The organism is uncultured Phascolarctobacterium sp. (assembly GCF_902463975.1).
Classification (GTDB): Bacteria; Bacillota; Negativicutes; order Acidaminococcales; family Acidaminococcaceae; genus Phascolarctobacterium_A.
In genome coordinates this window covers 38,494-53,624 of sequence record NZ_CABQHJ010000008.1, presented here as the reverse complement: position 1 = coordinate 53,624, position 15,131 = coordinate 38,494, and the positions used below count along the sequence as shown (strand labels likewise).

Annotated in this window: 13 protein-coding genes, 4 tRNA genes and 2 other annotated features; all 17 genes read right to left on the bottom strand. The window is 47.2% G+C overall.

Features of this window, described 5'->3' with window-relative positions:
- Position 1: 1 nt before the first annotated feature.
- Positions 2–1,033, bottom strand: coding sequence for a phenylalanine--tRNA ligase subunit alpha (pheS, locus tag RDW05_RS03705; RefSeq protein WP_307977879.1), 1,032 nt, complete (start codon positions 1,031–1,033; stop codon positions 2–4).
- A 159-nt stretch (positions 1,034–1,192) separates the two neighbouring features.
- Positions 1,193–1,406 (bottom strand) — a binding site (T-box leader).
- Between the two features lie 199 nt (positions 1,407–1,605).
- Positions 1,606–2,652, bottom strand: a complete 1,047-nt coding sequence (locus RDW05_RS03700) for a Fic family protein (RefSeq protein ID WP_307977878.1) — start codon at positions 2,650–2,652, stop codon at positions 1,606–1,608.
- Positions 2,653–2,902: 250 nt separating this feature from the next.
- Positions 2,903–3,433, bottom strand: coding sequence for a flavodoxin family protein (locus RDW05_RS03695; protein ID WP_307977877.1), 531 nt, complete (start codon positions 3,431–3,433; stop codon positions 2,903–2,905).
- 16 nt (positions 3,434–3,449) lie between these two features.
- On the bottom strand, positions 3,450–4,862 hold the full coding sequence (locus tag RDW05_RS03690) for a radical SAM protein (RefSeq protein WP_307977876.1): 1,413 nt from the start codon (positions 4,860–4,862) through the stop codon (positions 3,450–3,452).
- 4 nt (positions 4,863–4,866) lie between these two features.
- Positions 4,867–5,829, bottom strand: a complete 963-nt coding sequence (locus RDW05_RS03685; RefSeq protein WP_307977875.1) for an ABC transporter substrate-binding protein — start codon at positions 5,827–5,829, stop codon at positions 4,867–4,869.
- Positions 5,830–5,902: 73 nt separating this feature from the next.
- A complete protein-coding gene (locus RDW05_RS03680; protein WP_307977874.1) occupies positions 5,903–8,014 on the bottom strand; it encodes a TonB-dependent receptor domain-containing protein in 2,112 nt (703 codons plus the stop codon).
- A gap of 343 nt (positions 8,015–8,357) precedes the next feature.
- Positions 8,358–8,434 (bottom strand) — tRNA-Met (locus RDW05_RS03675).
- 3 nt (positions 8,435–8,437) lie between these two features.
- Positions 8,438–8,513: transfer RNA gene (locus RDW05_RS03670), tRNA-Thr, on the bottom strand.
- 10 nt (positions 8,514–8,523) lie between these two features.
- A tRNA-Met gene (locus tag RDW05_RS03665) sits at positions 8,524–8,599 on the bottom strand.
- A gap of 8 nt (positions 8,600–8,607) precedes the next feature.
- Positions 8,608–8,692, bottom strand: a tRNA-Tyr gene (locus RDW05_RS03660).
- Between the two features lie 59 nt (positions 8,693–8,751).
- Entirely contained in the window at positions 8,752–9,537 is a 786-nt protein-coding gene (locus tag RDW05_RS03655) for an RNA methyltransferase (RefSeq protein WP_307977873.1), read from the bottom strand.
- 71 nt (positions 9,538–9,608) lie between these two features.
- Positions 9,609–10,535 (bottom strand): AEC family transporter, encoded by a 927-nt coding sequence (locus tag RDW05_RS03650; protein WP_307977872.1) that lies wholly within the window; start codon positions 10,533–10,535, stop codon positions 9,609–9,611.
- Between the two features lie 101 nt (positions 10,536–10,636).
- Positions 10,637–10,990: a 50S ribosomal protein L20 gene (gene rplT / locus RDW05_RS03645; protein ID WP_210684724.1), complete on the bottom strand. Its 354-nt coding sequence runs from the start codon at positions 10,988–10,990 to the stop codon at positions 10,637–10,639.
- A gap of 28 nt (positions 10,991–11,018) precedes the next feature.
- Positions 11,019–11,216, bottom strand: a complete 198-nt coding sequence (rpmI, locus tag RDW05_RS03640) for a 50S ribosomal protein L35 (RefSeq protein ID WP_009145115.1) — start codon at positions 11,214–11,216, stop codon at positions 11,019–11,021.
- 17 nt (positions 11,217–11,233) lie between these two features.
- Positions 11,234–11,737, bottom strand: coding sequence for a translation initiation factor IF-3 (infC, locus tag RDW05_RS03635; RefSeq protein ID WP_009145116.1), 504 nt, complete (start codon positions 11,735–11,737; stop codon positions 11,234–11,236).
- Positions 11,738–11,820: 83 nt separating this feature from the next.
- Positions 11,821–11,928, bottom strand: a sequence feature (ribosomal protein L20 leader region).
- Between the two features lie 49 nt (positions 11,929–11,977).
- Positions 11,978–13,129, bottom strand: coding sequence for a molecular chaperone DnaJ (dnaJ, locus tag RDW05_RS03630; RefSeq protein WP_293812650.1), 1,152 nt, complete (start codon positions 13,127–13,129; stop codon positions 11,978–11,980).
- A gap of 151 nt (positions 13,130–13,280) precedes the next feature.
- Positions 13,281–15,131, bottom strand: a complete 1,851-nt coding sequence (dnaK, locus tag RDW05_RS03625) for a molecular chaperone DnaK (RefSeq protein ID WP_307977871.1) — start codon at positions 15,129–15,131, stop codon at positions 13,281–13,283.

Below are 15,131 nucleotides of genomic sequence, written 5' to 3'. Positions count from 1 at the left end.
CTTATTTGAACTGACTGATGAAGCGTTGGTCATTTTCGAAGAACAGGCGCAAATCGTCAATGCCGTATTTCAGCATAGCGATACGTTCAACGCCCAGACCAAAGGCAAAACCGGTCATTTTCTCAGGATCATAACCGCTCATGCGCAATACGTTGGGATGTACAACACCGGCGCCAAGGATTTCCAGCCAGCCGCTGTCCTTGCAGACATGGCAGCCGCCGCCCTTAGCATGGCAAATTGGGCAGGACACGTCCACTTCTACGGAAGGCTCGGTGAAGGGGAAGTAGGAAGGACGCAGGCGAACCTTAACATCCTCGCCGAACATTTGCTTACAGAACAGCTCCAGAGTACCCTTCAAATCTGCCAGGCTGATGTTTTTATCTACAACAAGGCCTTCTACCTGATGGAACATCGGGGAGTGGGTTGCATCGTAGTCGCAGCGGTAAACGGTACCGGGGCAAATCATGCGAATCGGAGTGTTAGGCTCCTTGCTTTCCAGGGTACGTGCCTGCACGCCGGAGGTTTGGGTGCGCAGCAGATAGTTTTCGGTGATATAGAAGGAATCCTGCATATCCAGTGCCGGATGATCTGGCGGCAAATTCAGTGCGGTGAAGTTGTGGTATACGTCCTCGATTTCCGGACCGTCGCAAACGTCAAAGCCCATACGCATAAAGATTTTCTTAATCTCACGCATGGTCAGGGTTACGGGATGCAGATGACCTGCTTTCGGCTTGCGGCCCGGCAGAGTAATATCAACCTGCTCGTTAGCGAGCTTGTCAGCCAACGCCTTTTTCTCCAGCACCTCGGTTGCTTCGTTGATTTTGCCTTCCAGCTCAGCCTTGATTTCATTAACAATCTGGCCGATTTTCGGACGCTCTTCGGCAGGCAGCTTGCCCATGCCGCGCAGGATTTCGGTCATCGGGCCTTTTTTGCCCAGATATTTGACGCGCAGGTCCTTAAGCGCATCAAGAGAAGTTACGGCATCAAGCTCTTCTAAAGCCTGTGCTTTTAATGCTTCTAATTTTTCTTTCATTGATTTCATCCTTTCTTCATTGGACAGTTCTAAAAGTACCGGATACCGAGAAAAGCAACGCAGGCGCAGATAATACGCTGTGAAGCTGTTTCTGCAGTAGATGGTCTTTATAGACTGTCACCAAAAAATAAGAAAACGCCCCTGCAAAACTGATAAGTTTACAGGGGCGAAAAATATTCGCGGTACCACCCAAATTTGTTCCTTCATTTGCAAGCTTTAACGCAGCCTTACGCCCACCCTACACAGCCATGCAGCCTTCAGACAGGACACTCCCAAGGGAACTTCGGCATAATTTTGTGTGCGAAGCTTACAGCCGACGACTTCGCTCTCTTAAACACAGCCTTAAGCCTACTTGCTTGTTCATCGTGTTATCAGGGGTCGATTCAATTTGATGTTTATTATAGCACTTTTTGAGCAAAAGATAAAGAGGGGAAAAATGATTTATTATTTTCTTCTTTCATCCAGCCTGTTTGCTTTTCGTCCAAAACCATCATCTATTTGGATGAAACCAGCAAATATAATAACAACCGCCCCCTGAAATCAGCTTTTCAGAGGGCGGTTCAGATATAACCCTATTTAACTCTAAAATAGCAAGTGCTTTTCCCCTTGCCTTCTTTTTGCAATTCACCAGAAAGCACCAGCTTACGCAGAGCAGCTTCAATAGAGCTGTCGCTAAGCGTAGAACAAAGCTCACGAATATCCTGCTTATTAAAGCGTCCGATTTTATTTTCACTTGCTCTACGTACCATTTCCAGTGCAGAAAGCTTAGGCTCAATGATAGTCATACGTTCTTCAAAGTCTTTATAAGCAGCAAGAATCGTCCCCAGAATATATTTTACAAATGGTATAGCATCTTCCTTACCCTCATGCCAGCCTATTTGTGCAGCAGCCAACGCTTCATAATACAAATCCTTATTCTGCGCAACTTTAGCTTCCAAAGAAATATATTTTCCAACATAAAAACCACTTCTATACAAAAGTAAGGTTGTCAGCAAGCGGCTCATTCTTCCATTGCCATCATTAAAGGGATGAATGCATAAAAAATCATGAATAAAAATAGGTATAGCGATAAGAGGCTCTAGCTCCAAATTGCCTATAACCATATTATATTCTTCACATATGCGCTCAAGCGCTTCCGGTGTTTCGTAAGGAGCAAGCGGTGTAAATAAAATCTTAGTACTACCATCCGGGTAAGTAGCACTGATATAATTTTGCACGCTTTTTGTTCTTCCTGCAAGCGGGTTATTCATATGTCCATACAAAATTTTATGAAGCTGCAAAATATAGTTTTTGGAGATGGGGATAACATCGAAATTCTCATGTATTATATTTAATACATCACGATAGCCGGCAATTTCCTGCTCATCACGATTTCTCGGTGTTGTTTTCTCGTTTACAAGCTCACGTATTCTAGTTCTAGTCGTAACAATGCCCTCAATCGCATTAGACGCTTCCGTACTTTGAATTTTTGCTATTTCTACCAGCTTATTAAGCTCTTCCGGCCGTTGCTTTACAAAAAGCTCCTGTTTACCTGCCTCTTTATAAATTGCAGCTATCAAGCTCAAAATTTCTGAATCCCATTTTTGTTCTCTAATTATTGAGTAGTTAAAGCTTCTCATTCCCTTACTCCTCCTTCCATTCCCTTAAATTATACCATAAAATAAGGGAATCACCAATAGGATAAGGGAAAACCCGCCCCTATTCATCCAACTCCTTAACCTTTCGTCCAAAATTGGTATATAATTGGACGAAAGTAACAAATATTAAACAAAACCGCCCCCTGAAATCAGCTTTTCAGAGGGCGATTAATTTTTTCAGTATAAATTATTTTACGCAGGAGCAAGAGCTTTCTTAGCAGCAGTCCTAAGCTTACATCATCTTCAAAAACTTGTCATACATAGCCAAAAATCCCTGCATAAAGCTCTTGGCCTTCACCAGATCCTCTGCATCCGGATGGCTTGCAGCCGCAGCCCAACGAGCCTCGCTCTCGGGGCTGGGGCTATGCGGACTGCCTGCCGGCATCTTGCGCATCATGGCAATCAGCGCCGGGTCAATCGCACCGCGAATAGATAAAGTACCCAGTACCTTGCAGTCCTTGTTCATTAATACGCCTGCATTTACCAGTGAGCTTACAGCGTGGTCGCTCGCCGGGTCTGCGCCCAAGGTTTGGAACAGCACTACCTTTTTACCGTGCAAATTCTCCAAATATTTTTTCATCTTCGCATTCGGTGCTCCCTTATCAACCCAGTAGCCTGCTACAACAACAGCGAAGTCATCCGCAGCCGGAGCAGCGTCAACCTGCGCCAGCACGCAGCGTTCGCCTGCAGCCTCGGCCAAAGCCTTGGCAACCTTTTCCGTATTACCGGTTTTGCTGTCATAAACGATTAAAATGTCCTGCATCGTAGTACACTCCTTTTTATTTCATATTCTTCATAATACCCATCATCTTCTGGCCTGCCTGCTCCATCAGTCCCGGTTTGCCGTAAAGCGCGCATTCCGCAGCTGTCAGCAGCACTCTGTCCATCTGACGATAGTAATATTTGCCCTTCGCCGTAAAATAATACTTGCCGTCCACAACGTAAAGCAAACCTAAAAGCTCCCACTGCTCCAGCAGCGGCGCAAACAAGCTTTCCCAATCCGCATCGCTGTAGCGCTGCAGCAAAGCAAAATCAAGCCTGCCGGAATCACACTGTCCTGAAAGCTTTTCCAGCAGCAGATAGTTTTCGTTATGCTTGCCCATGCCCATGACAGCGTACTGTCCGGACATAGCCTTTTTTACATAGTCGCTTCGGTCCATAGTCTTCATATAATTGTACATTCCCATGTGACCGCCGCAGGCCGCACCGCAGGTAATGATGTTCGCACCGCTCTTCACCAGCGTATTGTAGCCGCTGCGTTCATCCTCGCGCATTGCCCAATGGCAGCAGCTCAGCGCCCTGGCCCCCTGCTCTGCGAGCAGCGCATCAGCCGCAACGAACATTTCCGCCAGCATTCTGTCGTTATATTCATACTTGATATTCCCCTTGGCAATCGCCTGACCTAAGGGAGATTTAGGCATAATCTGCAGCTTGTACAAATCCATGCCGCTCACGCCGCAGGCCAGCGCCGTTCTGATATCGTCCAGCAGCATTGCCTGCGTCTGGCCGTTCAAGCCATAAATCAGATCGATAATAACCTTGACGCCTTTGGCTGCCACCTCTTCGAGCTTGGCCGTTACCTCTTCCTTCGCATTAAGCCTGCCTAAGGAGCGGCGCAAATGCGTATCAAAGGCCTGTACGCCGAAGCTGAAGCGGTTAATGCCGCCGGCAATGCAGGCATCCAGCTTCTCCGCTGACAAATCATAGATACTGCTTTCAAAGGTTATCTCGCAATCGTCCGCCAGCTTTGCTACGCTGTGAATCTTGTTCAACAGCGCACTTATCTGCGCCGGATTGAGCACCGAAGGCGTGCCGCCGCCAAAGAAAACCGCTTCCGTTCTTTGCTTGGCAAAAACACCCTGCTGCTGCAGAAAATCAAGCTCTGCCAAAAGCGCCTGCACATATTCTTCCACCTGCTCTGCCTCAAAGGGATTGCGGTAAAAGCTGCAGTAGGAGCAGCGCAGATTGCAGAACGGAATATGCAGATACAGCGCCGTCGGCTGCTGCGGCTGCAAAGCAAACTCCTGCAGCATCGTCCCCGCCATCATCCCCGGCAGTGGTTTGGTCTTGCGCGGAACATAGGTCAGATCTTTGAAGCTTGCTTCAACAGCAGTTGCCCCCGATTGGCCGGCAAGAGCCTTATAATCATCGCGCTCATAAAACGCCTGAATATTTTTTGCATAATCAATCATCAGCCTACTCCTTTACTGCATCAGGATACATTTTTGCTGCCATGTAGCGTACTGCCTTAGGATATTCCAAGCCAGGATTGAGCAGGAACAAATCGTCCGGCAGGAAAAATACCTGCTTATTTTTTACCGCATCGATGGAATTCCACGCCGGGTTGCTCATAATCTCCAGCTTAGGATTGCCATCACTATCTCTGGGCGCACCCATAGAGGTGATAAAAATTACCTGCGGATTTTTCTCCAGCAAATCCTCTAAGCTGTAGGGAGCCTTGTCAGGCTGAGTTCCCATCGGTCCGCTGACAGGCTTGGTTTCGCCCTGTACTACGTTGCGTAATTTAAGCATTTTGGCACAGCAGCCGGCAATACTGGTTTCCTTTTCCATGGTGATGCCCATGCTGGTGGTGTGCAGAATCGCTACGCTACGCTCGCTTTTAGGCAGCTTGCTTACTGTAGCATTGATATCCTTATCGAGATTTGCCACAACCTTCTGCGCCTTATCATCCTTACGCATTATTTTGCCAATGGTGAGCATGCTGTGCTTAACATCCTCATAGGATTTCAGATTCAGCACAACAACTGGAATATTGTTGGATTCCAATGTATGCAGATAACGCTCGTGCATGCCCTTGTAAGCAATTACCAGATCAGGCTTCAGCTCCACGATTTTTTCTACATTGATATTAAAGATAAAGCCTACCTCGGCAGCATCCTTGGCAAAAGCGGGCACCTTGCCTACCTGTGTTTTGGCACGGCCGACAACCTTGCCATCTACTGCCTGCACCAGCTCCAGGAAGGACGGGGACAGAACAACGATTCTTTCCGGAACCTTCTTGATAGTAACAATACGCTGGTTATCATCGGTAATTTTTACTGCGCTGCCCGAACCGGAACTGCCGGTTAGCGGAGAGCAACCACTTATACATAAGCATACCACAAGAACCGTTAAAATGAAACTGAAAATTTTTCGCATAATACTTCCTCGTTAGGCAAACAAAGCAGGCCATCGGGCCTGCTTTATTTGTTCTTTTACTTTACCGCTATGTTTAGAATTTATATTCCATACCAACTCTGTACAAGCGACCGAGATTGCCGTCAGAATACGGACCAAAGTTCTGGTGATTGCTGATGTTGTCAATGCCCAGATAAATCTTGGTATCCTTGTTGAGATGTCTGGAAGCCATGATGTTAGCAATAGTGAAGTCCTTGGTTTCGTAAACAAAGTTGCCCATGGTGCTCTTATCGCCATTATTGAAGTAGTAGCCGATGTTAGATACAAGGTCAAAGCTCAGGTCCCAAGCATAAATATTTTCCGGCTGATAGGAAACCCCGAAGGTTACCTGATGCTTAGCTCTGTCCTTCAGACGAGTTCCCGCGGTTTTGTCTTTAGCATCCAGGAAGGTGTAGCCGGCATTCAGATAAATATTCTTGCCCAGTCTGTGAGAACCGTACAGCTCTACGCCCTGCAGAGTTGCTTCCGGAATATTTTCATAAGCCATAATCATATCGCCTTTAACGCCGGGATACAAATCTGGATCATCATCGGTCAGCTTACCGGTCCAATAGGTGCTGATCAAATCTTTAACTTCATTTCTAAATACTCCCAGATGGACGGTAGATCTGTCGCCCCAGTCCTTTTCAACAGATAATTCATAGCTTAAGGATTTTTCCGGTTTCAGATCAGGGTTACCAACATAGAATTGGCCTTTACCACCCGGATTTGCGGCATACATTTCCCAGAAAATGTACAAGTCGTTTACAGTCGGAGTTTTATAGCCCTGACCTACTACAGCCTTAATACGAACATCATCGGCAGCATTATAGGTTGCAGCCAGGTTACTGGTCAGCTTGTTGCTGAACTGATCACTGTGGTCAAAACGTACGGAAGGAATAATCAGCCATTTATCATCAGGTCTGAATTCATCCTGAACATATGCTGCCAGATAGTTGATATCAGCCTTGTCAAAAGCTGCATGAGCATCTGCACCGTTCAAAGAGGTACTCGGTTTCTTTAAGCGGGTGCCTTCGCTCTGATCCTTACGATATTCGAAACCGGCAGTCAGCTTGTTCTTATCGCTCAGGTTGAAGGTATCCTTGCCTTCAATAACGCTCAGAGTACGTTTAACAGTATCAACCTTCGGATCCTGCAACTTCCAACCTTGAGGGCGTCCCATCATCGTCATGCGGGTATTGTTCTGGTTCTTATAGTGCTTATCGAATACTGATTTATAAGCTCTGAACATCCAGTCCTGCTTATCATCGGAGCCCTTATAAGTAATAGCATAGTCAGTACGCTTATTATCGTTATAAATTGTCTGTACCTTGTCCTGCCATACCTTACCGGGCACCATAACAGTTGTGCTGGTAGTAGATTTTTGATTGTTCTCTTTAATCTTGCTGAAGTCTATACTTAATTCATTGCCATTATCGAACTTGTAGCCTACATTCAAAGAAAGCGGTTGCTGCTTGCCATAAAAGTTCATGGAATCTCCGCTGCCTTTAGGATCTAAATAAGGTCTGTTTTTATTCAGACCAGCGTTGATTTTATAGGAATAGCGGCCTTCAGCGCCTTGCAGATACAGGTTTCCTTTATAGCCTGCGCCCTTGCCGTCCTCATACCAGCCATATTCATAATTAATGTCAGCAGTTGTCTTATCCGGAGTTTTGGTAATAACGTTAATTACACCACCCATAGCATCACTGCCATACAGTGCGCCTGCAGGTCCGCGGATGATTTCTACTCTTTCAACATCCTCCATACGGATACGGTCTACGTCCCAGGCATTGGCAGAGTTGTAAGCAGCCTCGCCGCCTAAACGCTTGCCGTCAACCATAATCAATACGTGACGGGATTCACTGCCGCGGATGCTGACATTGCTGCGTCCCTGGAAATCGTTGAATACATTAACGCCTAAAGCGCCCTTTAAAGCATCATGCAAGGTTTTAGCCTGTGTCTGCTCCAGCTTTTTGCTGTCAACAATCTCTACGGTAGAAGGGGTTTCCTTAACGGTCATCGCCGTTCTGGTTGCGGTAACAACCATAGTGTCTAAAGAAAATTCTTGTAAGTTCTCTTCAGCAGCAAGTGCTGTCCCCCCCCACAGTACACCGCCAGTTAACAGGGTTGTCAGGACTAACTTAGATAGTTCTTTTTTCTGCATACTCATACCACTCCTTAAAATATATACCAATCACAGCTATAACAGATTAAAATTCGGCAAAGTCCGCCATAGCTAAAACCAGTCACTTTAATATATGTCTATTCAGACATATAAATTATTTGTGTTATTATCCGTTTTCGGAATCGATGCTGTTTACAAGTATATCATTCAAAAACTATCTAGTCAAGAAAAGTTTGAAAAATATTAAGATTTACTTCTATAGAAAAATTCATAAAACATATGCTGAAATACTACGTTTGAGAAAAGTGGATATTTACAGCAAGCTTTTTTGTTGCAAGCAACAAAAAAGACTCCCAATTTCTTGGAAGTCTCAAATTGCAGTTGGTGGCGGCGCACGGATTCGAACCGCGGACACTGCGGGTATGAACCGCATGCTCTAGCCAACTGAGCTACGCCGCCATTTGGAGCTGATGACCAGGATTGAACTGGTGACCTTATCCTTACCAAGGATACGCTCTGCCGACTGAGCTACATCAGCAATATTTAGTTGGTTGCGGGGGGCGGACTTGAACCACCGACCTTCGGGTTATGAGCCCGACGAGCTACCAACTGCTCCACCCCGCGATGAAAGTTGGTGGATGGGGTTGGATTCGAACCAACGAAGCGAAACGCGGCAGATTTACAGTCTGCTCCCTTTAACCACTCGGGAACCCATCCATAGGCAACATAGATATTATATTACAGCGAGATGTTTTTGTCAAGCAAAAACTAAAAAATTATTTGAGCTTTTGACGCAATGCCTCAAACATCACAATGCCGGCCGCCATCGCCACGTTCAGCGATTCCGCACGTCCCTGCATCGGAATAAAGACGCGCTTGTCTGCTGCCGCCAGCAAAGCAGGACTCACGCCGTTGGCCTCGTTACCCATAACAAAAGCCAGGCGTCCCTGTAAATCCGCCTTGTACAAATTATCCGCGCCGTCCAGGCAGGTAACCAGCAGCTCATATCCTGCCTTACGTGCTGCCTGCACCAACAGCTCCTCGCCAAGGCCACTCAGCACCGGCAGGTGGAACAGCGAGCCCATGGAAGCACGCACTGTTTTCGGCGCATAAATATCAGCGCAGCCCTGCAAAAGCAGCAAGCCACCTACACCGGCCGCATCCGCAGTACGCAGCATGGTGCCGATATTTCCCGGGTCGGTAACCCTGTCCAGAACCAGCAGCATTTTGCCGGATGCCAGAAAATCCTCCAAACGCCTACTTCGCATTTCACATACGGCAATAATGCCCTGCGGTGTTTCGGTATCAGCAATTTTTTTCAGTACCTTATCGCTCACGCAGACAAGCTTTATCTGCTTAGCCGCAGCCTCCTCCAGTACAGCGCGGGTACGGTCATCCTCAATCGCAGTATAAAAAATGCTCTGCACGGCGCCGTAACGCACTGCCTCTTCCACAGTACGCAGGCCCTCCGCCAGAAACAGTCCCTGCTGCTGACGATATTTCTTCTGCTTCAGCTCCGCTGCAGCCTTCACCATTGGGTTTTGCAATCCGGTAAGTTCCATCACGTTTCTCCTCTATATGCAACTAAATTACTTTTGCTACTATTATACTAATATATTCCAGCCAGCGTCAATCAGCCATTGATAATAATGAAAAAGGCTGTAAAAAGAACGACGCTGGTTATAATCGTCAATGAATTGAACAGGCTGGCCAGCTGTACATTTGCTCCCAACTTCTCTACAAAAATCGGGCCGATAATCGTGCAGGGTGCCATAAACGCCAGCGCAATCACATAATTTATCTCCTGCTTGAAAGGCGCCAGATAAATAAAAGCAGCGGCGCACAAGAGCGCTATTGCATAACGCACGCTGAACAGCTCCTTGACGTAGCCCATTGCCTGCTTATCCAGCTTGAGTTCAAACATCATACCAATCATCAGCATACTCAAAAACGGGTTGCCTGTGCCCACAATCTCTGTAAACGTATACACGCTCTTAGGAAAGTGGAAGCCTGCCAGCGACAGCACCAACATACTGATATAAACAACAAACGGCACCGAATGCAGGAGCTTTTGCACAATATTCTTCATGCTGAATTTGTCCTTACGTCCGTCCGCATAGCCGATGCAGGATGCCGTCAGCGCGTAGGTCATACCAGTGCACATAATCGAATTGCCCACATCGAACATACACAGACCGACTACGGCAAAGGGTGTTAAAAAGGCCTGCGCAAACGGCAGCGTAAAGCAGCCTATATTATAACCCGCAAGGCTGAAGATATAGAAAATCTTGGTAGCCGGAGTATCACCGCGCGTCAGCATCAGAGATACAAAAAGCATCATCAGATTGCCGAATAAGCCTAAAAAGACGGCAGCGATTAGCGAATAATCCATCTCAAAATGTGCAAAGCTGTTGATTACGGCACAGGGCAACGTAATATTCAAAACAATTTTGCTTACGACCTGATAATCGGTCGGTGAAAAAAAGCCGCGGCGTTTGCAGATATAGCCTATAAGTATGATGAACACAAAGGCCAGGGCTTTACTTAAAACTACTAACATAAAACTAAACCCCTCACAAATTACAAAAAAACCTGCTCCCGTGCGCACACAGGAGCAGGCTCAGACCAGCGCCTACGCACCAGTCAGTATTTACTTTTCTCTTACAGAGCAGCTTTAGCAGCTTCTACCAGCTTAGCGAAAGCAGCAGAGTCATAGATAGCCATGTCAGCCATAACTTTGCGGTTCATTTCGATGCCAGCTTTGGTCAGGCCGCAGATGAAACGGCTGTAGCTCAGGCCGTTAGCACGGGTAGCAGCGTTGATACGAGCAATCCACAGACGACGGAACTCGCGTTTTTTAGCGCGACGGTCACGACGAGCATAGGACAGAGCTTTCATTACCAGCTCGTTAGCTTTTTTGAATTGTTTGCTGCGGGAACCATAGTAACCTTTAGCCAGTTTCAGAATGTGTTTATGACGACGATGAGCGGTTACGCCCACTTTAACTCTTGCCATTGTTAGTATCCTCCTTTAAATCTCTTAATTATGCGTACGGGAGCATTTTTGCTACATGCTCTTTGTCAGTCTTGTGCACCAGAGCAGCTTTGCGCAGGTTTCTCTTACGTGCAGGAGATTTATGTTCGAGAATGTGGCTCTTGAAGTTTTTAAAATGTTTGAATTCACCAGAAGCGGTTTTTTTGAAGCGCTTTGCAGCAGCTCTACGGGTTTTCATTTTCGGCATTGTGATTTCCTCCTCTATTATTTAGCAGGTTTTGGCGCAACAATCATAATCATGTTTTTGCCTTCTAATTTTGGAACTCTTTCTACGACGGCAATTTCTTTCAACTGCTGTGCCATACGATTCAGCAGCACCTCGCCAAGCTCAGGATGAGACAGTTCGCGGCCACGGAACATGATGGTAACTTTTACCTTATCGCCATCTTCCAGGAAACGTACTGCATTCTTATACTTAACATTGAAGTCGTGGTCCTCAATACCGGGACGCAGCTTAACTTCTTTAATGTCGAAGGTCTTTTGCTTTTTACGAGCTTCTTTTTCGCGTTTTTGCTGCTCGTAACGATACTTGCCATAATCCATAATCCGGCACACAGGCGGTTTTGCTGTCGGAGCAATTTCGACTAAGTCCAGATGATTTTCTAATGCAAGCTTCAGAGCGTCACGGCTGGACATAATGCCAAGCTGTTCGCCCCCATTGGCAATAACACGCACTTCACGCGCACGAATTTCTTCGTTAATACGCAAGCTTTCCTTACTTATAACAATTCACCTCCATGAACATCAGATAAGCAATTACTGCTTATAAAATCTGTAACATATCAGATATAAGCAAAACAAAAAAGCGGGCAGAACAAATTCCACCCGCATGAATATCATATCCAACCCTGTCGAGCGTTTGCCGCAAGGTGAGAAGCGAGTGGCTTCTGCTTTGTTACTAGAACATGATAACACATAGCCTGATAAGTGTCAAGCTTTTTACAGTTTTTATTTAAAAAGATTTTTGATTTTATTGAAGAAGCTCTTTTCCTCGGGGCTGATATTATCCTTGCTGATTTCACCGAAGCTGCGCAGTGCTTCCTTCTGCTTTTCGTTCAGCTTAGTCGGCACAACTACCTTAATGCGAACCAGCTGATCACCGCGCTGACCGCCGCGCAGGCTGGGAATCCCCTTCTCCTTCAGGCGCAGTACCTTACCGGGCTGAGTGCCTTCGGGAACCTTCACGGTTACCTGACCATCCAGCGTAGGAACCTTGATCTCAGCGCCCAGGGTTGCCTGTACGATATTGACAGGTACCTCGCACAGAACAGTAGTGCCATCACGTTCAAAGAACTTGTGTGGCTTCACGTACAGATATACGTAAAGATCACCGCTCTGACCGCCCTTAGCACCGGCCTCGCCCTCGCCGCTTACGCGCAGGCGGGAGCCGTTATCTACACCTGCAGGGATTTTTACCTTCAGGCGTTTATTCTTCTTCACAGTACCCTTGCCGCGACATTCCTTACAGGGGTTGGAAATGATCTTGCCCTCGCCGTGGCACTTGGAGCACGGACGCTCATTTACCATCTGACCGAACATGGTATTCTGGGTGAAGCGTACATAGCCGGAGCCGTGACATTCAGGGCAGGTTTCAACCTTGGAGCCGGGCTCTGCACCATCACCGTGGCAATGGTCGCAGGTTTCGTCGCGATACAGATTGATTTCCTTCTCTACGCCGAAAGCTGCTTCTTCAAAGGTAATTTCCATATCAAAGCGCAAATCCGCACCGCGCTGCGGGCCCGCTTCGCGGCCGCCGCGACTGCGTCCCTGGCCGCCGAAGAACATATCGAAAATATCATCCATGCCTCCGCCGCCAAAGCCACCGAAGCCGCCGCCGAACGGATTACCGCCGGCACCGCCGGCAGTCTGCGCCTGTTCGAAGGCATCAGGGCCAAGCTGGTCATACTGCTGGCGCTTCTGCTCATCGGAAAGGACGCTGTAAGCCTCATTGGCTTCCTTGAATTTGTTCATGGCTTCTTCGTTGCCCTTATTACGGTCAGGATGATATTTCAGGGCCAGTTTACGGAATGCTTTTTTTATTTCGTCCTGGGAAGCGGTTTTGCTTACTCCCAGTACCTCATAATAATCTCTCTTAGCCAAAACAGGCGCCTCCTAAAACTTTTCTACCGAATATTATTTAAGCATATAATGCCCAGATGCATGATGGCGGTTGCCACAGCAGCTGGGCACTAATATTATATTACTTTTTTACGTCTGTATCAACAACGCAGATGGTGCCTTATCGACAGCCTTATTTCTTATCGTCGTCAACAACTTCCGCGTCAACTACGTCATCATCGGCTTTTTTAGCACCCTGAGCACCTGCAGCGCCTTGAGCGCCTGCAGCACCCTCTTGTGCCTGAGTTTCTTTGTAAAGCTCAGCGCTCAGCTCGTACAACGGTTTGGTCAGAGCTTCGGTATCAGCTTTAATCTTGTCGAGATCGTCGCCCTTCATGGTTTCTTTCAGGGTGTCAACAGCAGCTTTAACCTTAGCAATCAATTCGTCCTTGCCTTTGCCTTCCATGTCCTTCATGGTCTTTTCAGCCTGATAGCACATGTTGTCGGCCTGGTTGCGGACTTCTACGCCTTCCTTACGTTTCTTATCAGCTTCAGCGTTAGCTTCTGCTTCTTTAACCATTCTGTCTACTTCGTCCTTATCAAGGGTGCCGGAGGAGGTAATGGTAATCTTTTGTTCTTTACCGGTGCCAAGGTCTTTAGCGCTTACGTTAACGATACCGTTAGCATCGATGTCGAAGGAAACTTCAATTTTAGGAATTCCACGCGGTGCAGCCGGGATGCCGGACAGCTCGAAGCGGCCCAGAGTTTTGTTGTCTGCAGCCATTTCACGTTCACCTTGCAGAACATGGATATCAACGGAAGGCTGGTTATCAGCAGCGGTAGAGAATACCTGTTTCTTAGAGGTCGGGATGGTAGTGTTACGGTCGATAATCTTGGTGAATACACCGCCGAGGGTTTCAATACCCAGGGACAACGGAGTTACATCCAGCAGCAGTACGTTGCCAGTGCCTTCTTCACCGGAGAGAACGCCAGCCTGGATAGCAGCACCTACTGCAACGCATTCATCCGGGTTAACTCCTTTGTAAGGCTCTTTGCCCATGAATGCTTTGATAGCAGCCTGTACAGCCGGGATACGGGAAGAACCGCCAACCAGGATTACCTTGCTGATATCGTTTGCGGAAAGACCTGCATCGCTCATAGCCTGACGAACAGGGCCCATGGTGCGTTCAACAAGATCAGCAGTCATTGCTTCGAATTTAGCACGAGTCAGGTCCATATCCAGATGTTTCGGGCCGTCAGCACCTGCAGTGATGAACGGCAGGTTGATGTTGGTGCTCATAACGCCGGACAATTCGATTTTAGCTTTTTCAGCAGCTTCACGCAGACGCTGCATAGCCATACGGTCGGTAGAAAGGTCAATGCCTTCAGCTTTCTTGAATTCGTCAACCATCCAGTCCATGATTTTCTTATCGAAGTCATCGCCGCCCAGATGAGTATCACCATTGGTTGCTTTTACTTCGAATACGCCGTCACCAACATCCAGAATGGATACATCGAAGGTGCCGCCGCCGAGGTCGTATACCATGATGGTATGGTCGTCGGTTTTATCAATGCCGTATGCCAGAGAAGCAGCGGTAGGCTCGTTGACGATACGCAGAACATCGAGGCCTGCAATCTTACCAGCGTCTTTAGTAGCCTGACGTTGGCTGTCATTGAAGTATGCAGGAACAGTGATAACTGCCTGGGATACCTTTTCGCCCAGATAAGCTTCTGCATCCGCTTTCAGTTTTTGCAGAATCATTGCGGAAATTTCTTCCGGGGAATATTTTTTGTCGTCGATAGTTACTCTGTAAGAGCCTTCGCCCATGTGACGTTTGATGGAGCTGATGGTTCTGTCAGGGTTGGAAACTGCCTGACGTTTTGCCAGCTGACCAACAAGACGCTCGCCGTTTTTAGCAAAGCCTACAACAGACGGGGTTAAGCGGCTGCCTTCCTGGTTAGTGATGACGGTAGGTTCGCCGCCTTCCATAACTGCAACAACACTATTAGTAGTACCTAAGTCAATACCAATTACTTTAGCCAT